The organism is Lederbergia sp. NSJ-179, from assembly GCF_022867885.1.
In the GTDB taxonomy this organism is placed as follows: domain Bacteria; phylum Bacillota; class Bacilli; order Bacillales; family Bacillaceae_C; genus Lederbergia.
The window spans coordinates 45508-68954 of the sequence record NZ_JALIFP010000008.1; the positions used below are offsets into that span (position 1 = coordinate 45508).

Sequence of the window (23447 nt, forward strand, 5' to 3'; positions counted from 1 at the left end):
CAGCTTTAGTAGACATCAGGTTAATCATTATCAATTACCTAGTCATTATTTTAACAATTTGTTAATGGATTCTTCCGTTGATGTTAATCCTTCTTCAACTGATATATCACCCCCAAGGATTTGATCGCGTACGTCTAATAATAATTGTTCAGCTTGCAACCCAGCATCTCCAGGGAATGATGTCCAAGGAACAACATTGTCCATTTGTTCAATAGCTGCGTTCATCATTACATTTTCTTCTAAATACGTTTTAAGTCCATTTTCTGCTTCTGCTACATCCTTACGTGGCGGTACATATCCTGTTTCTTCTGTCCATTTCGCCATTGATTCAACACTGTAAAGATATTTCATAAATTCCCATGCTGCTTTTTGTTGTTCTTCCTCCTGTGCTGTGATAGCCAACATTGAGCCACCAGCTGGCAGTTTTACTTCTTTCCCTTCCCAAGCCGGCGATTTGATGGCAGCCACGTCAAACTGTGCATTATCTTGAATATTTGATCGTTGCGCGATTGTTGTATAAGCCATGGCTACATTACCATCGATAAAGCTTTGTACCCCTTGGTCCCAAGATAAATGAGTGGCTGTTTTATCTTTTAAAATCATATCAGCATATAATTGATACGCTTCATTCCCTTCCTTTGAAGCAAATGTTGCTTTACCATCTGTTATCATTTTAGCGCCGTTACTTTCAAGTAAAGCTTGTGTAGCCCAGTTATCAGCTGGTTCTTGAATATATACACCGAATTTTCCTGTCTTCTCTTTTATTACTTTTGAGAATTCTTTCACTTCTTCCCATGTTTTCGGACCTTTTTCATCTAATCCTGCTTCTCTTAAAATGTCTTTATTAATATAAAGTACTGGTGTACTTAAAGAATAGGGGATGCCTACTTGTTTCCCATCTGAATTTACAGCTAGATTCATAACATTTTTCAAAAAGTAGTCTTGTAAAAATGTTTTATCTTTCGGATAATGTTGATCGATTACTTCTTGCGGCGACACATAACTAAAGTTACTTGAAAAGTAGTCTAAGAAAGCCCACCCTACTTGTACAACCGCCGGGAAATTTCCTGCCGCTGCTTCGGCTTGTAAATTCTGCATTAACCCTTTATACATATCTGGGTTATATTTAGCTACAACTTTTGTTGTTTCACTTTGAGCATTAAATTCTTCTACTAATTCTTTTACTGCTTGTCCACCTTGAGTTTCTGCATTAACGTGCCAGTACTCAATAACCGTTTTTTCACCGTCTTTTGTTGATGAATCATTTGATGCTTTTCCTGAGCTATTACAAGCCGCTAAAGTAAAGACTAGTGAAAATATACTTAACAGTTTTATGAATGAATTCATTATTTTTTCTCCTTATAATATAATTTAATTATTGAAGTTAAATCTCCTCTTAAACCGTAGATGATATTATATTAAATAGACATTTCATCGTCATAAGAAAGTCTACAGATTATGAACTTATCAACCAATATAATTGAGTGCTACTTTCACATATTTCACCTCCATACATACAGAGCAATAAAAAAGTCCTGAGATAAAACGTGAATTTATTTAAATTGGAGGTCTTTTTGCTCGTATCATTTGTCTAGTTGCTATATATCTATAATAAATCGTAATTATTAACGATGTACTAACGGTATGTAAATGGTATGTAAAATTATTATTTTTTCATTTTTCACATTTTTGAGGTTTGACATCGCCAATAGCAATAGCACCGTTTCTTTATACTGTAACTTTGAAATAAAGTGATCAAAAACACCCCTTCAAATCCATATTTCACGTTAAATAAAAAAGAATCCATTTTGAAAGATGATCAAAATGAATTCTTTTCTTGCGGTATTAAGTTTGTTTTTTTATAAAAAAGTTTGATCATTCTCTACCTAGCGTTTTTAAAAGGAAAGCGAGTTACAAAACTCATTAACGAAGGTGACATGCTAGTGCTATTATTTAAAATTAATGAACAAAACAGAAATGGGCCAGACTAGAAAAGAGCCAGATAATTGAATAAAGCTTTTTGAGCTGATGAAGTGAACTTAGGTTGTTGAAAAAAAATTGCAGTTGAGTAATAAAAAGGGCACTAAAAAAAGGGCTTGCAAGGGATATGTGGTACTGTTTAAGCAAGCGGTTATTCAAGAAAAGGGCCATTAAACGGCACACAATTTCTGTTGAAATAATGGATTGTTTGTTAAGCTCAGTAGATACGGGGTTTATTAGGGAGTTTTTACTTTTAGCACATTAAATTAGTTTCGCCGTTATTACGACCTAATTTTTGCCATTATACATACGGATTGGCCGCTTTTCACCAAATTCTGGATTTTTGAGCGGGTTTGAGATCGTAATGTTCTCGGGGTAGGCACCTTCTATGGTTTTTTCTGAATGTTGTGCTAATGGCTCTACCTCAGGAACCAGATAATTGGGATTCTTCCATATGCATGCCTCCACCAGGAAAAAGAAAATCCGCCTCGCTCGGAGACAGATCAACTGCTTATTTCAACCTTTCTATCAGATAATAAATCAGATAGTTCATTTGCTTGAATGAACCCTTTTTCTGTTAATGGTGAATCAGAAGATTGCCCCTCCGCTTCACAATGCCTAATTATGTAAATATTTGTATTCATATTTCCTCCTTTAAACCTCACAAGGATCCATTTACACTCTTCATGTTCTCAGCACGTTTAATACTCTCTTTTAAATAATCGGGAGCATTGGGGTGTTCATATACTTGTCGAGCTGTCATCCAATTCACAGCCTCTACTTCATCTGGACTTTTCGGTATTGCATTGCCGCATTGCCAGACTCATATTCACATAGAAATACAATATCAACTACATTTTCACCTGAATCTGTAACAAATAAAGTACTATGTATGTATTTTAAATCCTCTTTAACTTTAAGATCCACTTCTTCATAAATTTCCCGTATTACCGTTCTTTCTAATATCTCTGATGAATTTCCTTCCCGTTCAACTTTTCCACCAACAAGTGAATGCAAACCACCTGCATGTTCTTCTTTTTTACTCCGTTCAATAATCAACCACTTATCATCTTTAAATATTGCACCCTCAACATTTACAATAAACATCATTTACCTCCTTACGCTAAATTACTATCAACTCACTCTAAGTTTTCATTGCAACATATTATTTTGAAGTGAAATATCCCCCCAAAACCGCTGATTATCTAACTATTGAAGTGCTTCCAATGTGATATATATTCAGAAGTTCTCCACCATAAACTGCCTTAATTCTTTTAGACTCCTCACTGAAACTCCTTGCCCAATCTTCGTTATATGGCATCAATTCCAACTTCCGCATTAGCCGTCCCCCAAACCGTATCCTAAAATTGTCCGTGCATTCGCTGAGAACCAGCCCGTGACTTCAATCGTGAATGCGATTCGTGCCCTTTTGTATGATGGGTCTGTTGGCAACAATATCTGGATCGCGCTTGCCTGGTGCATCGGCATCATGGTCATCGCTTACTTCTTCGCCAGTAAACAATTTAAACGCCAGTTAGGGTAAGTACATCATTTAGGGGATTAGCCATATCAATAGTCAGCCACTGCGATGAATCTGGCCCGTTATTTATTAACCTGCTCTAACTTTAGTTGGTGTTTGTTCACGATAAATACGATTTGTTCAAATTACGTTTTACGATTTCTTTTATGCCATTCTGAAATTTCTTCAAGTCTTTTTTTGAACCTGGCTTCTGAGCCTTGAGTTGTGGGATGGTAATACTCATGACCGATTAACGAATCCGGCATCGTCTGCATTGTCGTTAGTTTTTCATCTGCATCATGAGCATATTGATATCCCTTGCCGTAGTTCAAGTCTTTCATCAACTTGGTAGGTGCATTTCGTATATGCAGGGGGACAGGTTCATTCATAGAGTGCAGGGCATCTTTCTTCGCCTTCATGTAAGCCAAATAGGCTGAATTTGATTTCGGGGCAAGTGAAAGATAAATCACAGCTTGAGTTAAATGTACAGTACATTCAGGCATGCCGATAAATTGGCATGCTTGAAAAACGGATATCGCAATTTCTAAAGCCCTACTGTCCGCTAAACCAATATCTTCACTTGCAAATCTGACAAGCCTGCGGGCAATGTATAGAGGATCTTCCCCGGCCTCCAACATCCGTGATAACCAGTAAATAGCCGCATTGACATCACTATTTCGCATGGACTTATGCAATGCAGAGATAATATTATAATGTTCTTCTCCCTTTTTGTCGTACAATAATGATTTCCTGTTGATCAACTGAGTTAGAGCCTCTTTGCTGATTTTAATTGAGCCGTTCTGTTTTTTTCCATTCAGGGCGGCCATCTCCAGCGTATTCAACGCAATACGGGCATCTCCATTTGAAAATTCTGCTATGGCCAATAATGTTCGATCTTCGATTTGGATTTTTTGATCTCCATACCCATTTGGGTTTACGATGGCTTGTTTTAATAATTCCACGATTTCACTGCTTGTTAATTGTTGGAGGACAAAAACTTTGCAACGGGATAACAGGGCCGAGTTGACTTCAAAAGATGGATTCTCAGTGGTTGCACCTATCAGGGTAATGCTACCATTCTCGACATACGGTAAAAAGGCGTCTTGTTGTGCTTTATTGAATCGGTGGATCTCGTCAATAAATAAAATAGTCCTTTCACCTAATTGACGATATTCCTCAGCTTCTTTCATCACGTTTCGAATATCTCTAATACCGCTTGTGACAGCACTGAAATCTATAAATTTTGATTGGGTTTGATTAGCAATAATTTTCGCCAATGTTGTCTTCCCAACTCCGGGTGGACCCCAGAAGATCATGGAAGAAAGACGGTCATGTTCAATCATTTCCCTAAGAACCTTCCCTTTATCTAACAAGTGTTTTTGTCCAACGAAGTCATCCAATCTTTGAGGTCGAACTCTGCTGGCCAAGGGACGGTTTTGATCGTTTTCAAATAACGAAACTTGCTTCAAGGTTAATCCCTCCTCGTCAAAAAAATGCACTGCACAAATTAAGGATTGAAATGATTTAACATTTCTATTATTATTAACAATTTCAAGGATTAGTAAAGAACCCGTTTAAAAAAAAGATTGCTCAAAAATTCCCATTTGTGAAATATTATCCCAATTTTTATAAAAAAGTTTGATCACTTTCTACTGTTTATCTTTAACAATCGCGCTATTCCAGAATAATAAGAGGATTGAGCTGTTTAGCTAATTAGGCATTACAATTCTTTTTTTATTCCCAGTTATTTTTCATTTCTTGAATTCTCTTAGCCTGTTCTTGAGGGGTCAAGTCTTCAATATGAGTCGCAATCCACCAAATATTACCTGAAATATCTTTTACTCCACCGTACCTTTCACCTGCGTGGTTCATATCAGTTGGAGGCATTATCGGTTCAGCTCCATTTTGAAGAGCTTTTTCGTAAATGGCATCACAGTCTGGAACGTAAAGATAAATGGATGCCGGCATTAACCCATATTTCTCCATAGGCTCACCTGCCATAATGATAGAATCTCCAATAATAATCTCAGCATGCATAATGGTTCCGTTCGGTCTGTCAAGTTTATACTTTAATTTTCCGTCGAATACTGTTTCTATGAAATCTATTAGCTGTTCCACATTGTCAACCATTAAGTAAGGGTTGACTGTTTTCATTCCTTCGGGTTGATGGTTTACCTTTTTTATTGAGTTCATTTTCAGTTTCCTCCCATTTGTATGATTTAAATGATTAAAACCTCCATAAATTCAAATATATACTTCTACAAATAAAGGAATATTCCTTTTTCTTTTTCCCTAGATTTCCCTTCCAAATTAAATGTTTATTTGATAATGCAATAAAATACACAAATGAAAATGGGCATTGAGGTTGGACCGATTCACCTTGATTAATATGGGAAATCAAAGCGGAAATGAAAGTGTTTTTGGGGGTGGGCAAAAGATTGAGCACGGTGTGTCAGCTCAGGATTTTTAATCACCTCTTCATTTCTTCCTACTGTATCCACATAATATCCTCTTGCCCAAAAGTGCCTATTCCCTTTCTTCTTGTATTCCGGATGCCTATCGAATATCATTAACGCGCTTTTACCTTTTAAATAACCCATAAATGTTGAAACACTAGGCTTTGGTGGGATTTTGACACATAAATGGACATGATCAATAGATACACTTCCTTCTACTATTTCAATTCCTTTACACTCACAAAGCTTTCTTATTATTTCACGAACATCTTTTCTCAGCTTTCCATACATTGTTCTCCGTCTATATTTAGGAATAAACACAATATGATACATGCAATTCCACTTTGTATGTGATAAACCTGATTTATCCAATATGGATGTCCCGACATTGGTTTGCGAAACCTTTGTCATTATAGCAGCAGTTGTTTGAAATCAGCCACGTTACCTAAGAGCGGCTTCGACTAATGCTAAGTCATCATTACTGCCGCCTACCACGGCTAGCTTTTTTCATTGCTTTACTTTTTTCAAATAGAAAAGCTGATTTTCATAACAGAAAACCAGCTTTTCATTCTTATATTTAGGCTTCAACATCATAGCCCTGTTCTTCAATAGCTTCTTTCATGGCATCAACATTTACTTTCGATTCATCAAAAGTAACATCGACTTTACCTGCTTCTAAATTAACTTTAGCTGCTGATACGCCATCTAATTTTTTTAATGCACCTTCCACTGACATTTTGCAATGCCCGCATGACATGCCTTGTACATTTAACGTTTTCTCCATGACCTTTCCACCTCCTTTAAATCGGAATAATTATAATTTCACTCGTTTTAAGCGAAGTGAGTTAGAAACAACACTTACCGAACTTAATGCCATGGCTGCTCCGGCAATCCATGGGGCAAGTAAACCAATGGCAGCAACCGGGATTCCTGCTGTATTGTAGCCAAAGGCCCAGAAGAGGTTTTGACGGATATTCTTCATCGTCGCATGGCTGATTTTGATTGCTTTTGGGATGAGTAATAGTTCTCCACCAAGAATCGTTACGTCAGCCGCTTCAATTGCCACTTCTGTACCCGTTCCAATGGCAATTCCAATGTCGGCAGTAACTAAGGCAGGTGCATCGTTTACACCATCACCAACCATTGCTACTTTTTTACCTCTACCTTGAATTTCTTTGACTTTATCCGCTTTTTCTTCAGGCAACACCTGAGCAATCACTTGGTTGATTCCTACTTGTTTTGCAATAGCTTGAGCTGTTCTTTCGTTATCCCCTGTTAACATGATCACTTCTAAGCCTTGTTCTTGTAACTCTTTAATTGCTTGTGGTGCTGTTTCTTTAATGGTATCTGCAACCGCAACAATTCCGCGATACATTCCATTAACGGCAATCAACATCGCTGTTTTTCCTTCAACTTCATAATCAATCAATTCTTGTTCCGCACCACCGACATCAACTTGGTGATTTTGCATTAATTTTCGATTCCCAACAAGGACACTTTTTCCGGAAATCTTAGCTTCAATACCATGGCCTGGTATGGCGTTAAATTCATCGACTTCCACAAAATCAATATCGTTCTCTGTTGCATATGCCACAATCGCTCCTGCAAGTGGATGTTCTGATCCTTTTTCTGCACTAGCTAATAATTGTAATGTTTCTTCATCACCAGTAAAATCCGTTACTTCCGGTTTTCCTTTTGTGATGGTCCCTGTTTTATCAAGAACGATTGTCTCTAACTGATGCGTTCTTTCTAGATGTTCTCCACCCTTAAAAAGAATTCCGTTCTCAGCAGCTCTTCCTGTTCCGACCATAATAGAAGTGGGAGTTGCAAGCCCTAAAGCACATGGACACGCAATAACAAGTACAGCAATCGCTGCAACTAAGGCAGGTTCAAATTGACCTGGTTGGACAAACGCTATCCATATGATAAATGTTAGAATGGCAATCCCTACAACAATTGGTACGAAATAACCGGAAATGACATCAGCTAAACGTTGAATGGGTGCTTTTGATCCTTGTGCTTCTTCCACAACTTTGACAATCGATGCAAGGGCAGTATCTTTCCCTACTTTTGTCGCTTCCATTTCAATCGAGCCATTTTTGTTGATCGTCGATCCAATTAAGCTAGCGTCTATGTCCTTTTCAATTGGAATGGATTCACCTGTAATCATCGATTCATCGACAGATGTTTTTCCCTTTACAACCACACCGTCTACAGGTATTTTCTCCCCTGGTTTTACAACTAATCGGTCACCAACAACCACTTCATGGGTAGGAATCATGATCTCCTTCCCATTTCTTATAATACGAGCTTCTTTTGCCTGTAAATTAAGTAACGAGGATAGTGCATTCGTTGTCTGACTTTTTGCTCTTGCCTCCAAATACTTACCAAATAAAATCAACGTGATTAATACAGCACTTGTTTCAAAATACAAATGCGGCATATAAGTTGGATTTCCAATGGTCTTAAGTGCTTCATATAAACTATAGAAATAGGCAGCACTCGTACCTAAAGCCACAAGAACATCCATGTTCGCTCCACCACTCTTCAGGTTCTTATATGCACCAACATAAAATTGCCATCCGATGATAAATTGAATGGGCGTTGCTAAAGCAAATTGGAACCATGGATTCATAAATATTTCCGGTAAATTCATGCCAAATAAATGAACGAGCATTGTTAATAATAATGGTACAGATAGTACGGCTGAAATGATTAACTTCGTCTTTTTATGCTGTAACTCTTTTTCTTTATAAGTTTGTTTTTCCTCTGTCTCCGTTTTTGGTTTTGCATCATAACCAATATTTCGGATCTTCTCAATCAAAGCCTTTTGATCAACGATTTCGGGGTTGTACTCGACTGTCGCACTTTCCGTCGTTAAGTTGACGGTTGCAAATTTAACCCCTTCTTGCTTATTCAACACTTTTTCAATACGGGTCGAACATGCCGCACAGGTCATTCCAAAAACATCTAATTCTGTTTTTTCCATTAAAACTCCGTAGCCGACATTTTCGATTTTCTTTGTAATATCTTCAATGGAAGTTTTTCCTGAATCATAGTCTACCGTTGCCTTTTCTGTAGTTAAATTAACTTGTGCCTTCACACCATCCATTTTGTTTAATGTTTTTTCAATACGGTTGGAGCATGCGGCACAGGTCATTCCTGTTATTCCAAGTGTTGTATGATTTATTTCGCTCATAATAGCATCCTCCTCACCTAGAAAACTGCTTTAATACACTACATTAATTCATCAATGGTTTCTTTACCCTCACCTTGTCGAATTGCATCACTGACACAATGATTGATTTGTCGTTCCGCCGATAGAAAAACCGACATTTATTAATGCGGAATTTGCACCAACAATAACGATCTTCTTCCACCTCTTTTGTATTCCACGAACTTGACCTTCAATTCGCTTTAAACGGTTTACAACGATTCTCATTTTTTGTTCTTGGTTGACTCGGGTGATCATGTAGCAATTTATCCAAATCAATCACTTCCTTTTCGTTATATTTATACTATACCCCCATATAGTATAAAAAGTCAACAAATAACTTCATGTTTTAAAAATAGCTTGAATCGTCATGATCACAGCCCATGGAACATAAGAATCATGGCGACATGCACCATCATTTGCACATGCGGAAAAGCCGTTCTGGCAAAGTGTTTTTGTATCAACCACGCATTGCAACAGCGGTTGTTCACTTGGTGATATGATTGGTGCTCCTCTGGTGTTTTATACAGGTTTTCTCATTGCAGGCCCAATGCTTTTAACTGATTACGCAGTTAACATGTTCGGATGGATAGCTCTCACCCATTATGTATTTTTTGTTGAAACGCCTGAACTAAAAACCGCAGCCTTTTGGTTCATGATGCAAATTGAGATGATAGTTGGCTTCTGCACAAGCTATCCCGCCGACTGGTATCTTGTGAAAAAAAGCATCAAATGCCATGTAAGTCATTGCATAACGGTGTCTATTTTACTAATAAATTAAAGTGCCCAAAAGGCACTCCTGATTTGAATACATCTATTTTTCTTTCCGTTTTATAAATAACAACTTAATCATTTAATAACAACTCATAATTTCGCTCATTCATAATTGCCAAAAGTTCATATCCATATGAGTACTAATTCACAAGATAAGAATCCATTTTGATCAATCTTTTTCAAAACGGATTCTTTTTATCTAACAATCAATGGTGCTACTTTTTCTTAAACCTTGTCTTTTCTTACCTCTACTATATTAGTCTGCCAAAAAGTAGGTATCTCCCCAACCCCTCCCCCGCACTCCTCTCAAACCCTTGTGGCTCTGAGACTCTTCCCTCTCTCCTCTTCCTTCTTCCAATCTTCCTTCTGCTATATTTTCGTTTTGGATTGTATCGAATATTCGGGCAATGTTATTAAGTTCTTCCCTGAATGGAAGAAAGAATTAGGAGAAAAGACGGGAAATGTAGCAATATTGGGATGGTGTTACAGTTAGGAAACTAACTGAGTAGATATTGAAAATCCTAGGGATTTATGGATTAAAAAAGCGACTGAAACCCTTATTGGAGAAGGGATTGGAAGGATATTGAACAAAGGAAAAAGGCTGGACCACTATTGGACCCAGCCTCGAATTTTAATTAATTTCTGATTAAATCAAGATTGAGTACATACTACATGACCTCATAAATGTCATCAAACAATTGTGGCGCATTAAGGTTTACATCGTTTTCTGTAAACCCAATTGGAACTACTGCCCCCTCCTGTGTAAAAAGATTACCTAATTCAATAACAAAATTACTTTCTCCTTCGTGAAACGTCTGCAATATTTCTATAGCTTCTGGATCCTGGTTATGTGATAAAAAAGATTCAATCACTCTTACCATCATGGTCTTTTTTTGATAAATGATCCAAAGGGTTGCAAGTTCGGATGACGTTAGCGGCGCTTGTTTTTTTGCAATTGGCTACTTCCTTTCAAATTGTTTTTTGCTTCCTTCTTACAGAATGAAAAGCATCTATATTCTCTACCCCACTTTTAGAAATATTCATTTTTAGGATTACAACGGTGGTAACTCTAAATTAAAAAACTCAATTCCAAAGAGGAACTGAGCTTTATCTATTTGATCGGCGACTATTTAATTTCAATGCTATAAACTCGCATAACACCGTCCGTAAATGTGGGCGGTGTTAAATAAAGTTGTTTAATTTTCATGTAAAACATTTTTTCTATACCAAAAATAAAACAATAAAGTCGTTTAAATCTAAGGGTTATACAACAATTGCGCCCGTTTGCGGAAGACTATAGCAATTAAAAACCAATCTTTATAACAAGTATAGCATTATAGAATACTAAAGCCACAGGTTAACTTTGATCGTACAAACGGTTGGAGAGAAATTGGGAAAGCAGGAGAACCGACCTATGTTTACCTAAGGTTATAACAAAGAATTGCAGACTAATTACCAGCAGGCAAGAATTTCGCATAAGATACTCCAGTTAACCTTTCACTGATATCCCATAGCTGTTCACATTGGGCTTTATTTACCGCTTTGGGTGGCATCTTAACTTCCACCGGCGACCCGGTTAAGCCGAATAAGCCAGAAGGTGCCCAAAAAGAACCATTATCAACCTTGGGGTCACATGCTGCACGAAGAATGGGGAGAGCGCCTTTTGATGCCGGTTGTGAAGTTAAAGGTGTTAATATTCGCCGAAAGAAAAATCCACCGCTTCGCTGTAAGTTTGTGGGGGAACCTCCAGGATGTGCTGCAACCGCTATAGTTTTTGAACCAGCATTTTTTAACCGATTAGCCAATTCGTTGATAAACATAAGATTCGCAAGCTTGCTTTGACCATAAGCCAGCATTTTCATGTAGCGCCTGTTCTCATAATTGAGATCGCTAAAATCGATAGACCCCGCTATGCCTGCTAAACTTGTCATCGATGCGATTCGCGAATTGGGCGTTTGTAAAATGAGCGGGAGCAACTGACCCGTGAGTGCAAAATGGCCCAAATGATTGGTTCCAAATTGAAGTTCAAAGCCCTGCTTGGTACGGGAAAAAGATGGAATCATTACGCCAGCGTTGTTGATCAGCAGATCGATCCGTTCATATGTCTGTTGAACTTCTTTTGCGCAATTGGATACAGAATTCAAATCAGCTAAATCCAACATTACATTGGACAGCTTTGCATTGGGAACCTGCTTTGCAATCGTTTTTATAGCCGTATTGACTTTATTTCTGTCACGGCCTGCTACGATAACCTCTGCTCCTTTTTTTGCCATCATAAGCGCTTCCTGATACCCCAGTCCTGAGTTTCCTCCCGTAATGAGGATAACCCGCCCGCTCTGACTGGGAATATGATCATATGTCCATTTTCTTTCTGCCATAATCGTTCCTCCTTATTCGTGTTGGATTTACATTCATATTTCATTTATTATGGAAATCTGGCATTTTGGCATTAACTATAGGATTTCCGATAAAATATACAGGGTTGTTATTAGCTTGTCATCTTTAAAGCGCCGTTGGAATAATCGAATCAACATGTCATTGACCAACATTAACGATCTTCCTGATCCATGCAGGCTCGATCGTCGCCGCCCGCACAAGGACGTCGGCACAATCTCCAAAGGGTAGCGGCTGGAATGGCGCGATGCGAGCTGCTGGACCTGCTGTATATTTTAAAGTGCCATCCGCGTATTTAAGCACGGACGCTCGTACAATGACCCATTCCAGTCCACTCCGCATTACCTCCTGCTCGGCAATCGCCTTATCCTCAATCGCTCTTCTGAAGATGCGGCGCATCATGACTACTGCCCATCGATTGACGGCGGAAAGTTCTCTTCCATCGCTCAAATTAATGCCACTCTGCATAACCAGGCGCTTAACTCCCGTACGCTGACAGGCCACAACAATATTCGAGATTCCCTCCGACATGACGGTCCCCGGCGAGAAGTTTGCCGCCATGGTTTTTTGGGCCGCGGTAATATTCTGGAATTTCTTCTTTTCGTCACCCGGCCGGAAGTTGCTAGACGGACCAATGCAGCTGATTACTGCATCTGAACCGGCAATGGATTGGACCATACTTGCCTTGTCCATTACATCCCCTTGCCGGATAATGAGCCGTTTTGTGGGGGAAATAACTTCCGGCCGTCGAGCCACGGCTACAACCTCATGGCCCAACTTAAGTGCCCGCTCCATCACTTTCCTTCCAGTTCCCCCTGTTGCTCCAATAACCGTTATTTTCATTGAGATATTCCTCCTTCGATTGTTGATCATGTTTAACTCTATCCGCTAATGCGCACATAAAATGCACATTTGTATATTAATAATCAACTATGTATAATGGTAAACGAAAATAGAAATTCTACAATTGTTAAAAAGGCAGGGTCCGTGCATTAGTACACTAATCCTTTATAATTGTGTATTTAATTTCAGGAAAGCTGGTGATTATCAAGTGTTAAAGCCTGATCGAAGGATACGTAAATCCCGCAATGCAATAAAAATGGCTGTTATTGATCTGATGATTGAAAAGAAATTTGATCAGATTACGATACAGGATATTTCCGATAAGGCAGATGTTAGCCGAAGAACCATTTATCTTCATTACATGGATAAATTTGATCTCCTGGATAAGCTAATCGAAGAACATATTGAAGAGCTGAGGGAACTCTGTGATTTGGCAGGCAATGACTCCCATTATATGGATGCGGTATTGTTATGGTTTGATTATTTTGAAAGTCATTATTTATTTTTCTCCGCAATACTTGAGAGCAAGGGGGGGCATTTTTTCCACAATCGATTCCTAGAGTTTTTTCTCCAAGAGTTAAAGAAAAATGAGAACGAAATCCCGGAAGATAGCAGTCGAGGATTAACTGACGGTGAGGATGTTGATATTCAATTTTTAGGAGGTGCTATCGTAGGGGTAATGGAATGGTGGTTCAGGAATGGAAAGCCCTACCCTCCTTCCTTCATGGCACAACGTTTGGGATCATTGCTTGAAAGGAATCTTGATGTTGATTACACATAATGTAAATAGAGAGAAGTTATCCTGAATTATTCATAGAAATAAATTTAACTGCTGTATTGTGGAAAATACCAAATTTCGGGATGACTTTTCAGTTCATATATTGGAATTGGGGTATACAAAGTGTCCTTTTCGTTAAAAAGCACACTCATTTCATTTTTCACCCTAAAAAAGGTCAGACGTATCCCGTTGAGTCCAAAATGTTCTTTATATATAACTGGTTTCAATCACCACCGATTGCTAGACAATGACCGGTAGCTGTTGTATTCGATTTAGCGTACTGAAAAAGGCGCCCTTATATAACGAACTGCTGGATAGCTTGAATGTTATGTATCTGCCGGAATGGATGATTCTTCCCGCTATCTTTATCAGACGCATGCGGATGGTTTGGATTCGATGCTTTTTCATTTCTTTCGGCATGCCAAAACGACGCAGACCATTATTCAAATTGTAGGCCAGTACTGCGATTTGCAGTTTATTTGCGTTGATTTCAAATTCCGTGCTGCTCATTTTGCCAAAAGCAAAGCCTAATTTCCCTTCTTTGATGAAATTTTCCATTGTGCCACGTGCAGCGTAAAATTGTATCGTTTTCTTTGGAGAGTCTGCCAGCGTTGTCACGACGAAGGTTGGAATGAAAAACAGTTCGTCAGCCGGTTTTTCCAACTTCAACATTACTTTTCGACTTTTGTTCCAACTGCCCGCCTTGTATGTAAATTCCCCGTAGAACACATGGATTTGTCTCGATGTGTAAACACTGCCACGGCGCAACGCTGCTTTAAGGCAGTCTCCTGTTTCGCCTTCGAACATAAGAATGGGATGGTAGCCGTTTTCACCGTAATGGAAATTGAAGGAACTGCCATACTGATCCCCGTAGGTCGGAAAATTGGTTGAATCAATATCCAACACTAAAATCTCAGGTACATCCAGCTCGTGAAAACGGTCGATGATTGTCCGATTCACTTCTTGAAATTGTTTCATCGTGTCTTTATCCAATTTCTGATTTAATCTGGACATCGTAGGTTGAGAGGCAAGTTCTTCTTTATCCAAAACAGTAGTTAGAGCCGGATCGTGTTTTAAAAAATCCGCATGATCATCGGCGTGATAACCAGCCGTATTTTGAAAAATTTTTTGCATAATCACATCGCAATTTTGATGATCCCGGTGAGTAACATCATCCTTAATTTGCACCATCTTTTTAATGGCAGTGCTCATGCCAATCACATTGTCGAATTCTTTGTATAGCAGAATACCGGCATCAACTGTTCATTCGCCGCCATCAAAATTTACTTTCACATCTTTCTTGAAATTCATGCTTTGTTCGTTTACACTTTTCATTATAGGAGCCCCCTTGGTATTGGTTTAGACACCTATTAGATTACCAAAAGTTGGGCTCCTTTTCCTGTTTTTCACTTTCACTTTTTAGGTGAAAGTCCTTTCCCGTAAAAATAACTGATGTAGCAGGTTTGGCTGTGATTATATCTTTAAGCTATGAATAATTCAGGTTTTTATGAATAACAATGAGATTAATGAAGAAGAAATGCGAATATGGCATATGTGGAAGGGTACCTTTCAGGACATCTTCGGTCGTGTAGTCAAAGATATGTCCGAGCATACCGGGCTATCAGATGGTGATTTTGGAATATTAGACCGGTTAGATCTTTACGGCAACGGTAAGCTTCGCCAACAGGAATTAGCTGACTCGATGGATTGGACGAAGAGTCGATTGTCCCACCATCTGACGCGGATGGAACGACGTGATCTCGTTCTGAGGAGACCATTAGAGACTGATCGTGGTGTTCAAGTCATTATCACTGCCACTGGAAAATCAGCATTGGATGATGCACGTCCCATCGTTTCAATGGCCATACGCAAACATTTCCTGGACCTATTAACCGATTAAGACATTGAATCGATTACTGAATTGTCGAGAAGGACAAAAGCCAGGTCTTCCGGGGCTTGTAAACTCCTCCAACCTAACCGCGTATTTGGGCAACACTAAAAGACAAGAGCCCGATACAATCTCGGACCCTTTCCCTCAAATCCTTCCTTGGCTCAGCTAAGTTATTCCTTCAATAAAACGGCCCTAGAAATGAATACCGTTATTCCGAGAAAGCTCCCTTTGCGGCATTTTCCAGTTAGTTTAGTTTTCAGCTATCAAGCCTTTATCTTTATCAAGAATGTGAGCAAAAACTTTTTCCAATGTTAAATAATCTCTTGTAATATTTACATGATGGATTACCAGTTGCTTATAATGAGCAGCAGCCTTATTTAAGCATGGCCATGGACCTTTACCGAAAGGACCCGCATCTTCTTCTACTTGCAAAAAAAGCTCAATATCTTGATCCAAAAAATATAGAAACAGTAAATGTCGGAATGGATGTACATGGCGCTTTATATTACGTGTTAATACCTTTAACCAATTGTATTCATTTTCTGCATTTAGTCCTGACTTGTACGTTTCCAAAAACCCTTTAGGGAACTTTGCTTGAAAGGCTTCAAATAATTCCATTTGCCTAACTCGATTTGATGTAGTAATTAAATTCTTTGCCCTAAGGAGCAAACGATATCTTTTAAAAACACCCTCATGTGAAAGCGCTACCATATCGACATTAAAAAGCTGATATGCCATCCTCGCGAGTGCAACTTGAATATCAAAATAATAAGGAGACTCTACTTTTTGTAAAGTTGAATAACCCATTCGTTTTTCATCAAACCGAATAAACTCAATTCTACTTTGTGTAGTTAAATCAATTGGATATTTCCTCAACCGTAAATAATGAGAGCGCATAATTCAATCCCCTGAAGTTGATGTTCACGATGAATATCCGTATTTCTTAATATCTTCTTCTGCGCATAATGGACAATAATAAAATCCGTCTTTTTTACAAATACTTCCGGCAACCATCCCTAATCTTGTATAAAGACCCTTGCCATCGTCTTGGACATCCTGCATTATTTCCTTTTGCCTTTTTCTAGAAAGAAATGGAGCATAGAAAGGATAAATTGTATGCTTTCCTAACAATTTTTCTACTGAGAAATGATTTCCTATTTGTTGAGACAACGCATTGAAATGACTACCAATCTCTATACTTGGCACTACAGAACGTCTTTGAAACACTTCTTCCAATGTATCTTTGTAATCAATATTTCCACTGTAAAAGTGATAACGTGCTATCGCTGAATAATTAATTCTTCAGGGTATGGCTCATGTTAAGTCGCTTTCAGAAATCACTTTTGCGTAAGGGTCGCTAATCGCAAGCAGTTCACCCTGCTGGATATCTATAATTAGGCTGGAATATAATTCCTTTCTGGGCATAGCGCTACTCGTATCAATATTAACAATATAAACATGTGTCTCTTCAATATCTATTATCCGAATTCTCTTTGAATCTGTTACATATTGAAATACCTGATTAATATAAATCATCCGTATTTCACCTTCCCCAGTTTACTTTCATCATTATACTTAACATCAATTGGCTGCTTTAAATCGATAGGCTTGTGCATATCTGTAACCATGATTTTTTTAGCAAGCAAATGATAAAACAGCGTCACACCACTTCAAAAAGGCAAGTGTGTATCTGCATCAAACTCACTAGCAATCTCTCGGATACTTCGCGAATTACTCAATAGGCGATTCATAAGAGACATTGATAAATCTTCAATATGCTGGTTAGCCATTTCTCGATATACATCATCGTTTCGAATATCAAAATATTCATGGATATAACTAATATTTCTAGCCATGGTCTTATCAATCTCTTCCTCTGTAACAATGCCCCAACCAATGCCTTTACGCTTCCAATATTCCCGGTCAATTTCGAACTTCTCTAACACACGTTCTTCTAACAGCTTTTCTTTCATTTTGATAGTATGAGCGACTTCATATACGCCTTGTCCTTTATCAACTGTTAATAAAAAGTCCGTTGTCATGACAATAGGATTACCTGTTCTTGGATCAGCCGGATGTTTAATTCCAAGCTCTTCCGCAATAACAATCGTCTCTTCTTGTGGTAATAAAGGAAATTGTTCACGAATACCTAAGGAAACATCTTGAATTTTTAGCCATGGCTGATAATTTGCCCCACTCCCAGTTCCTCTACCTTCTTTAATCCACTTATCGACTTTAGAAGTTCTTTTTCTTTTCGCCACAAAAACACCCCTTTAGAGAATCATATCCAAAGGGGTAAAGCTTCGCAACTTTTTTATAAACATCGCGACTTTGTTTTAAACATCGCATCTTTTTTACAAACGTCGCGACTTTATTTCAAATCCATAAAAACTCTCACAATATATATCCACCCTACTCCACCGTCACACTTTTCGCTAGATTTCTAGGTTTATCGACATCACAGCCACGATGTAAAGAAGCGTAATAGGCAATGAGTTGTAATGGAACAACAGAGATAAGAGGTGTTAGTAATTCATGTACAGCAGGCAATACGAAACGATCTTCATCTGTTTCAAGACCTGCCATTGAGATGATGCATGGGTTGGCGCCGCGGGCGCCGACCTCTTTGACGTTGCCGCGGATGCTCCAGTTGACGTTTTCTTGGGTTGCCAAGGCGATGACAGGTGTTCCGTCTTCAATTAAGGCAATAGTTCCATGTTTGAGTTCTCCACCAGCGAAGCCTTCTGCTTGGATATAGGAAATTTCCTTTAGCTTTAAGGCTCCTTCTAAGCAGACGAAGTAGTCAAGAGAACGCCCGATAAAGAAGCAATTCCGTGTAAATGGCAGGAATTCGCTTGCGATTTTTTCAAATTCTTCTTTTGAATCGCAGAGGGTTTCCATGGCATTTGCAATGATTCCGAGTTCGTGTATAAGGTCAAATCCGGGATTCCATCCGCGAGATTGTGCCACTACATTCGCTAGAATGGCTAGTACAGCGATTTGTGCAGTATAGGCTTTTGTTGAAGCAACAGCAATTTCGGGTCCAGCATGGAGAAGCATCGTGAAGTCTGCTTCACGTGATAATGTTGAACCTGGAACATTGGTGATGGTTAGGGCTTTATGGTCCAGTTCTTTTACTTGGACTAAAACTCCTCGACTGTCTGCCGTTTCACCGCTTTGAGAAATAAAGATAAAGAATGGTTTTTCAGATAAAAGCGGCATATTGTAGCTAAATTCACTGGCAACATGGACTTCAACGGGAATTCCCGCCAACTTCTCAATAAATTGTTTTCCGACAAGCCCTGCATGGTAGCTTGTTCCGCATGCAACAATATAGATGCGGTCACTTTCCTTCACAGCTTCTATAATGTCTTCTGCGATTTCCAGTTCCCCTTCTTCATTCTGGTATGCTTGGATGATTTTTCTCATGACTAGAGGCTGTTCATCAATTTCCTTTAACATATAGTGCGGATATGTCCCTTTTTCAATATCGCTCGCATCAATTTCTGCTTTATATGGTTCACGGTTGACAATTTCACCAGCAAGATTTTTGATCGTCACTTCATCCTTTTTCAAGATCACCATTTCTTGATCCATCAATTCGATATACATATCCGTTACTTGAATCATCGCCATCGCGTCACTCGCCACGACATTAAATCCGTCTCCAACCCCAACAAGTAATGGGCTCTTGTTTTTAGCAACGAAGATCGTGCCTGCGTTTTCCATATCTATAATCGCAATCGCATAGGATCCTTCCAGTAACGGCAAGGTTTTGCGGATTGCTTCTTCTGCATCCATTCCTTCGTCCGCAAACTTTTCAATCAATTGGACAACCACTTCAGAATCGGTGTCACTTTGAAATAAAACATCCTGTAAATATTTCTGCTGCAACAATGTATAGTTTTCAATGACTCCATTATGGACTAGAGTAAAACGACCTGAAGCACTTTGATGCGGATGTGCATTGGAACGACTTGGCACTCCATGCGTCGCCCAACGTGTATGTCCGATTCCCACATGGGCTTTGACATGTTCATCCACCACTTCACGTAACCGAGCAATTCGTCCTTTTTCTTTAAAAACTTGAACTTCGGTCTCATCCATCATAGCGATTCCTGCTGAATCATAGCCACGATATTCAAGCTTTTCCAACCCTTTTAATAAAATTTCTTTCGCCTCTTCGTATCCTACATAACCTGTAATTCCGCACATTTCCAGTTCCTCCTTTGGAAAGGAGGCAAGCAGCACGGGGGCATACTTACCCCCTTCTCTCTGATGTTTATCTGTATGTGCACATCCTCTTTCCTTTGTCCACCGAGTCGCCTCGATGTTTTAAGAAAGAAAATTCGACTGTGTGTCCCAGCCGGGAGGTACCCGCCGAATCCTCGATAACCTCCACCTCGTCAACTAATCTTATTTTCTCGTTCGATGATTAGTTCTGGCGCTTAAAATAATTAACCTCTATGCTCCTTTCTATGTTTGAATAAAGTGAAACAAAGATTATCATACTATACTATTTTTTGTTTGGTCAAGATGGAACAATGGACAAGTACCTACTTATTAAAATTGGACCAGCGCAAGTTCATCTGATCGGAAAAAATATGATGTGGGTGTGATTTCTTTATATCAAATTTGGTATGACTAAAACCACTTCATGTTCAACGTATTCTCTTTTTTCCCCGTTGTTCATGCAATTTGAAGATTCCATAATCAACTTATTTGCTTTTTTTCTCCATCCGTACACTATGACGACTTCGTAAACAATGTATCTTCTTTTAATCAATGAATTTTGTCGTGACTTGAGACTTTTCGTGCAAATAGATAGAGCCCCTCCCCCTCACGCACCTTCACGAGGGACTCCTTTTTCTGTGCTTTAAACCTTTTATGTTTGTGGCAATCGCTCCGTCTGTATTGCTTCTTTTTGTTGTTTTTGAAAAACCATTTTCGATAAGCCAATTCCCAGTTCATACAGGATAAACAATGGAATTAACACAATCAGTTGGGAAACAAAATCAGGTGGTGTAATAATCGCAGATACGATCGCTAGCACAATATAGGCATATTTCCGCGATTTCGCTAATAGTTCAGGGGTAAGGATTTCGATCGCCGTTAAAAACATTAAGATAAAGGGCACTTCAAACAAAAAGCCCATAGGGATGGTCGTCATCAGCAAAAAGGAAAAATAGCTTTGAGTCGTAATCATCATCTCAAAATTAGTTGTCCCAAGCTTTAATAAAAATTGGTAGGAAAAAGGAAACACAATATAAAAACCGAAAAGAAGTCCACTCATAAAACTGAAAAGCATGGCAGGAATATATCTTAATGCCTTTTTACTCTCTAAATCGGTCAAAGCCGGGCGAATAAATTTCCAGACCATCAAACCAATAAAGGGAGCAGACACCCCTAAACTTAAGCTGCCTGCTATTCCTGTATAAAAACGAATCACATCCAAGGGTCCTAACATTGTCAATTTTTGCCCTTTAGTAATGATGGGAATCATTTTCTGTGTAAAGATTAAAATCACCATAAAACTAACGCCAATAAATATACTTGAATAAATGAGCATTTTTCGTAATTCACTTAAGTGTTCAGTTAAAGTTCTTTCTTCATCCATATTAGAAAAACCTACTCTTTCGTAGACTCTGATGCCGGCTGAATGACTTCAACAGAATTATTTTTCGTCTGCTTTTCTGCTTCATCCGCGCCCATTATTTCATTGGCGGATTTTTTAAACTCTGACAAGGTTTTTCCAAAGGCAGCGCCAATTTCCGGTAATTTCTTAGGTCCAAAAACAATCAAAGTGATGATGAGGATAATGATTAATCCCGGAACACCAATCTGTTGAAAAAACATATCTGACTCCTTTCTAGGCTAGTTGTCCGCCTTTTTTACTATATTGAATGATTCCTTCTGAAGCCCGATAAGCCAAGGCTCCAAGAGTTCCTGTAGGATTATACCCGCTGTTATGTGGAAAAGAAGATGCCCCCACAACAAATACATTATCAGCGTCCCACATTTGCGAATAATTATTCACCGCGGAAATCGATGGGTCATTCCCCATTGGGACGCCACCGACGTTATGTGTGGTTTGATAAGGGACGATATTATAATCCTCAAGCTTTCCATAGTTTTCGATGATATCGGCTCCCATTTCTTTCATCACTTTATCGCTTTGTTTATTTAAATAATCATTTAAGTTACGATCTTGATCAGTGAAATTATACGTCATTCTAAGTAACGGCACACCATATGCATCTTTAAAATTCGGATCAAGATCTAAATAATTATACCTATAAGGCATGGAGGCGGCTTGAAACCATGCATCAATCGTTCTTGTATAATACTTGATTGACTTTTGTTTAAATTCCTTCCCCCATAATGGAGTTCCTGATGGGACGGCATTGCTTCCGATAGGCCTGAAACCTGATTGGCTTACAACCAAAGACCCACCATGAATAAAATCAAGATCCCCATGATCGTAATTATCCCCATTAAAATCATCCACTGTTGTTCCAAGTGCTCCCGCACCCATATAGGAATTAAACCTTTCTTTTTCAAAAAATCCCGTTGTCCCTGGATTCAACTGATAACAATAGTTTTTGCCAATAACACCGGTTCCTGTTTCAGGATTATAAGGAGTCCCCAGTTTGGACACAAGCAAAAGCTTGGAGTTATTCATCACATAGCTTGTTAAAACAACGACATCAGCCGGTTGAATCACTTCTTCCCCTTTGATTGTATCAATATATTTTACCCCTGTGGCCTTCCCGTTTTTATGGATGATCTCAATCACGTTAGCATGGGTTCTTAGTTCATAATTGCCCGTTTTTTCTGCTGTCGGAATAACCGTTACATTCGGTGCGGCCTTAGCTCCGTATTCACAACCAAACCGTTCACAAAAGGCACAGTATAGACAAGCGTTTAGTTTTTCGCCATCCGGATTTGTATAGCTCTCAGATAGATTTCCAGATGGCATTACATATGGGTGCAGGTTCATCTTTTCGGCCGCTTTTTTAAATTTATTCGTCATGACCGTAGATTTCATTGGGGGAGTTGGATAATCATCACTTCTCTTTCCGCCTAATGGATTCGGTTCACCTGAGATTCCACATGTTTTCTCAAATTTATCATAATAGGGTTCTAATTCATCATAGGTGATCCCCCAGTCTTGAATAAGGTAATCCTTTTTGATTTTATTTTTACCGTATTTTTCAATCGTTTTTGTTTTCAATTCAAAATCATAGGGAAGAAAGCGAAACGTATGCCCATTCCAATGGACACCTGCTCCACCCACTCCTTCACCAAGCAAAAATGACCCTAATTGGCGCATTGGTAATGCTCTTTGATCCCGTTTATTCCGAAAGGTAATCGTTTCCTTTGACACATCCTGCATTAAATCATAGCGGATCGCATATCGTAATTCATCGTGGACCATTGAAAAGTCTTCTGGATTCCGCTTATCCCCTCCTCTTTCTAGTCCCACTACCTTTAATCCGGCTTTTGCACATTCCGCAGCAATAATTCCTCCTGCCCAACCTACTCCAACGGTAACGACATCTGTTTTCGGTAAGGTTTTCGCCATATCCATTATCCTT

Annotated in this window: 23 protein-coding genes and 3 pseudogenes; 4 read left to right on the forward strand and 22 right to left on the reverse strand. The window is 38.9% G+C overall.

Annotated elements, in window-relative coordinates:
- Positions 1-45: 45 nt before the first annotated feature.
- From MUB24_RS08320 to MUB24_RS23625, 4 genes and pseudogenes are all read right to left on the reverse strand, one after another.
- Entirely contained in the window at positions 46-1347 is a 1302-nt protein-coding gene (locus MUB24_RS08320; protein WP_244703056.1) for an ABC transporter substrate-binding protein, read from the reverse strand.
- A gap of 1136 nt (positions 1348-2483) precedes the next feature.
- Positions 2484-2624 (reverse strand): histidine phosphatase family protein, encoded by a 141-nt coding sequence (locus MUB24_RS08325; RefSeq protein ID WP_244703057.1) that lies wholly within the window; start codon positions 2622-2624, stop codon positions 2484-2486.
- A gap of 17 nt (positions 2625-2641) precedes the next feature.
- Positions 2642-3087: pseudogene (locus MUB24_RS08330) on the reverse strand (NUDIX hydrolase).
- A gap of 94 nt (positions 3088-3181) precedes the next feature.
- Entirely contained in the window at positions 3182-3319 is a 138-nt protein-coding gene (locus MUB24_RS23625) for a GrpB family protein (protein ID WP_396426715.1), read from the reverse strand.
- A gap of 21 nt (positions 3320-3340) precedes the next feature.
- On the opposite strand from MUB24_RS23625, the pseudogene MUB24_RS08335 reads away from it, so the two are divergent.
- Positions 3341-3523, forward strand: a pseudogene (locus MUB24_RS08335) (ABC transporter permease); the annotation flags it as partial.
- A 122-nt stretch (positions 3524-3645) separates the two neighbouring features.
- Here the strand turns inward: MUB24_RS08335 and MUB24_RS08340 are convergent.
- The 6 genes from MUB24_RS08340 to MUB24_RS08365 all read right to left on the reverse strand — a co-directional run bounded on the left by MUB24_RS08340 (position 3646) and on the right by MUB24_RS08365 (position 9427).
- Positions 3646-4968, reverse strand: a complete 1323-nt coding sequence (locus tag MUB24_RS08340) for a replication-associated recombination protein A (RefSeq protein WP_244703059.1) — start codon at positions 4966-4968, stop codon at positions 3646-3648.
- Positions 4969-5233: 265 nt separating this feature from the next.
- The gene (locus MUB24_RS08345; protein ID WP_244703062.1) at positions 5234-5692 is read right to left on the reverse strand and encodes a VOC family protein; all 459 of its coding nucleotides are present in this window, start codon (positions 5690-5692) and stop codon (positions 5234-5236) included.
- Between the two features lie 191 nt (positions 5693-5883).
- Positions 5884-6366, reverse strand: a complete 483-nt coding sequence (gene tnpA, locus MUB24_RS08350) for an IS200/IS605 family transposase (protein WP_244703064.1) — start codon at positions 6364-6366, stop codon at positions 5884-5886.
- A gap of 166 nt (positions 6367-6532) precedes the next feature.
- The gene (gene copZ, locus MUB24_RS08355) at positions 6533-6739 is read right to left on the reverse strand and encodes a copper chaperone CopZ (RefSeq protein WP_244703066.1); all 207 of its coding nucleotides are present in this window, start codon (positions 6737-6739) and stop codon (positions 6533-6535) included.
- Positions 6740-6769: 30 nt separating this feature from the next.
- Complete coding sequence (locus tag MUB24_RS08360) at positions 6770-9154, reverse strand: heavy metal translocating P-type ATPase (protein ID WP_244703068.1); 2385 nt, start codon at positions 9152-9154, stop codon at positions 6770-6772.
- Positions 9155-9241: 87 nt separating this feature from the next.
- Positions 9242-9427: a metal-sensing transcriptional repressor gene (locus MUB24_RS08365; protein ID WP_396426716.1), complete on the reverse strand. Its 186-nt coding sequence runs from the start codon at positions 9425-9427 to the stop codon at positions 9242-9244.
- 241 nt (positions 9428-9668) lie between these two features.
- Between MUB24_RS08365 and MUB24_RS08370 the strand changes: the two genes are divergently transcribed.
- Positions 9669-9950 (forward strand): DUF4396 domain-containing protein, encoded by a 282-nt coding sequence (locus MUB24_RS08370; RefSeq protein ID WP_244703069.1) that lies wholly within the window; start codon positions 9669-9671, stop codon positions 9948-9950.
- Between the two features lie 661 nt (positions 9951-10611).
- On the opposite strand, the gene MUB24_RS08375 is transcribed toward MUB24_RS08370, so the two are convergent.
- The 3 genes from MUB24_RS08375 to MUB24_RS08385 form a co-directional block, all read right to left on the reverse strand.
- Entirely contained in the window at positions 10612-10899 is a 288-nt protein-coding gene (locus MUB24_RS08375; RefSeq protein WP_313898433.1) for a DUF3231 family protein, read from the reverse strand.
- A 492-nt stretch (positions 10900-11391) separates the two neighbouring features.
- Positions 11392-12321, reverse strand: coding sequence for an oxidoreductase (locus tag MUB24_RS08380; protein ID WP_244703070.1), 930 nt, complete (start codon positions 12319-12321; stop codon positions 11392-11394).
- A 157-nt stretch (positions 12322-12478) separates the two neighbouring features.
- Positions 12479-13180: an NAD(P)-dependent oxidoreductase gene (locus MUB24_RS08385; RefSeq protein WP_244703071.1), complete on the reverse strand. Its 702-nt coding sequence runs from the start codon at positions 13178-13180 to the stop codon at positions 12479-12481.
- 208 nt (positions 13181-13388) lie between these two features.
- Between MUB24_RS08385 and MUB24_RS08390 the strand changes: the two genes are divergently transcribed.
- A complete protein-coding gene (locus tag MUB24_RS08390; protein ID WP_244703072.1) occupies positions 13389-13961 on the forward strand; it encodes a TetR/AcrR family transcriptional regulator in 573 nt (190 codons plus the stop codon).
- 237 nt (positions 13962-14198) lie between these two features.
- Here MUB24_RS08390 and MUB24_RS08395 read toward each other — a convergent pair whose 3' ends face one another.
- On the reverse strand, positions 14199-15206 hold the full coding sequence (locus MUB24_RS08395; protein ID WP_313898434.1) for a transposase: 1008 nt from the start codon (positions 15204-15206) through the stop codon (positions 14199-14201).
- Between the two features lie 289 nt (positions 15207-15495).
- On the opposite strand from MUB24_RS08395, the gene MUB24_RS08400 reads away from it, so the two are divergent.
- On the forward strand, positions 15496-15858 hold the full coding sequence (locus MUB24_RS08400; RefSeq protein ID WP_244703074.1) for a MarR family winged helix-turn-helix transcriptional regulator: 363 nt from the start codon (positions 15496-15498) through the stop codon (positions 15856-15858).
- 240 nt (positions 15859-16098) lie between these two features.
- Here the strand turns inward: MUB24_RS08400 and MUB24_RS08405 are convergent, their stop codons facing one another.
- The 8 genes and pseudogenes from MUB24_RS08405 to MUB24_RS08440 all read right to left on the reverse strand — a co-directional run bounded on the left by MUB24_RS08405 (position 16099) and on the right by MUB24_RS08440 (position 23434).
- The gene (locus MUB24_RS08405; protein WP_244703075.1) at positions 16099-16746 is read right to left on the reverse strand and encodes a TnsD family Tn7-like transposition protein; all 648 of its coding nucleotides are present in this window, start codon (positions 16744-16746) and stop codon (positions 16099-16101) included.
- A gap of 24 nt (positions 16747-16770) precedes the next feature.
- Positions 16771-17085 carry a TniQ family protein gene (locus tag MUB24_RS08410; RefSeq protein WP_396426717.1) on the reverse strand — a complete coding sequence of 105 codons (315 nt, stop codon included), beginning with the start codon at positions 17083-17085 and terminating at the stop codon, positions 16771-16773.
- 78 nt (positions 17086-17163) lie between these two features.
- Positions 17164-17385, reverse strand: a complete 222-nt coding sequence (locus MUB24_RS08415) for a hypothetical protein (RefSeq protein ID WP_244703078.1) — start codon at positions 17383-17385, stop codon at positions 17164-17166.
- Positions 17382-18110, reverse strand: a pseudogene (locus tag MUB24_RS23455) (TnsA endonuclease N-terminal domain-containing protein). The gene MUB24_RS08415 and the pseudogene MUB24_RS23455 overlap by 4 nt, the downstream one beginning before the upstream one ends.
- Before the next feature lie 151 nt (positions 18111-18261).
- On the reverse strand, positions 18262-20064 hold the full coding sequence (glmS, locus tag MUB24_RS08425) for a glutamine--fructose-6-phosphate transaminase (isomerizing) (protein WP_244703082.1): 1803 nt from the start codon (positions 20062-20064) through the stop codon (positions 18262-18264).
- Between the two features lie 670 nt (positions 20065-20734).
- Positions 20735-21466 (reverse strand): twin-arginine translocase subunit TatC, encoded by a 732-nt coding sequence (tatC, locus tag MUB24_RS08430; RefSeq protein ID WP_244703084.1) that lies wholly within the window; start codon positions 21464-21466, stop codon positions 20735-20737.
- Between the two features lie 11 nt (positions 21467-21477).
- Positions 21478-21705, reverse strand: coding sequence for a twin-arginine translocase TatA/TatE family subunit (tatA, locus tag MUB24_RS08435; RefSeq protein ID WP_244703086.1), 228 nt, complete (start codon positions 21703-21705; stop codon positions 21478-21480).
- A 13-nt stretch (positions 21706-21718) separates the two neighbouring features.
- Complete coding sequence (locus MUB24_RS08440) at positions 21719-23434, reverse strand: GMC family oxidoreductase (protein ID WP_244703088.1); 1716 nt, start codon at positions 23432-23434, stop codon at positions 21719-21721.
- Positions 23435-23447: the final 13 nt, after the last annotated feature.

Excerpts from the sequence above, each read along its gene's own strand:
- MUB24_RS08320 (WP_244703056.1), bottom strand. The coding sequence starts at position 1,347 with ATGAATTCATTCATAAAACTGTTAAGTATATTTTCACTAGTCTTTACT.
- MUB24_RS08325 (WP_244703057.1), bottom strand. The coding sequence starts at position 2,624 with ATGAATACAAATATTTACATAATTAGGCATTGTGAAGCGGAGGGGCAA.
- MUB24_RS23625 (WP_396426715.1), bottom strand. The coding sequence starts at position 3,319 with ATGCGGAAGTTGGAATTGATGCCATATAACGAAGATTGGGCAAGGAGT.
- MUB24_RS08345 (WP_244703062.1), bottom strand. The coding sequence starts at position 5,692 with ATGAACTCAATAAAAAAGGTAAACCATCAACCCGAAGGAATGAAAACA.
- tnpA (WP_244703064.1), bottom strand. The coding sequence starts at position 6,366 with ATGACAAAGGTTTCGCAAACCAATGTCGGGACATCCATATTGGATAAA.
- copZ (WP_244703066.1), bottom strand. The coding sequence starts at position 6,739 with ATGGAGAAAACGTTAAATGTACAAGGCATGTCATGCGGGCATTGCAAA.
- MUB24_RS08360 (WP_244703068.1), bottom strand. The coding sequence starts at position 9,154 with ATGAGCGAAATAAATCATACAACACTTGGAATAACAGGAATGACCTGT.
- MUB24_RS08365 (WP_396426716.1), bottom strand. The coding sequence starts at position 9,427 with ATGATCACCCGAGTCAACCAAGAACAAAAAATGAGAATCGTTGTAAAC.
- MUB24_RS08370 (WP_244703069.1), top strand. The coding sequence starts at position 9,669 with ATGATTGGTGCTCCTCTGGTGTTTTATACAGGTTTTCTCATTGCAGGC.
- MUB24_RS08380 (WP_244703070.1), bottom strand. The coding sequence starts at position 12,321 with ATGGCAGAAAGAAAATGGACATATGATCATATTCCCAGTCAGAGCGGG.
- MUB24_RS08385 (WP_244703071.1), bottom strand. The coding sequence starts at position 13,180 with ATGAAAATAACGGTTATTGGAGCAACAGGGGGAACTGGAAGGAAAGTG.
- MUB24_RS08400 (WP_244703074.1), top strand. The coding sequence starts at position 15,496 with ATGCGAATATGGCATATGTGGAAGGGTACCTTTCAGGACATCTTCGGT.
- MUB24_RS08405 (WP_244703075.1), bottom strand. The coding sequence starts at position 16,746 with ATGCGCTCTCATTATTTACGGTTGAGGAAATATCCAATTGATTTAACT.
- MUB24_RS08415 (WP_244703078.1), bottom strand. The coding sequence starts at position 17,385 with ATGATTTATATTAATCAGGTATTTCAATATGTAACAGATTCAAAGAGA.
- glmS (WP_244703082.1), bottom strand. The coding sequence starts at position 20,064 with ATGTGCGGAATTACAGGTTATGTAGGATACGAAGAGGCGAAAGAAATT.
- tatC (WP_244703084.1), bottom strand. The coding sequence starts at position 21,466 with ATGGATGAAGAAAGAACTTTAACTGAACACTTAAGTGAATTACGAAAA.
- tatA (WP_244703086.1), bottom strand. The coding sequence starts at position 21,705 with ATGTTTTTTCAACAGATTGGTGTTCCGGGATTAATCATTATCCTCATC.
- MUB24_RS08440 (WP_244703088.1), bottom strand. The coding sequence starts at position 23,434 with ATGGCGAAAACCTTACCGAAAACAGATGTCGTTACCGTTGGAGTAGGT.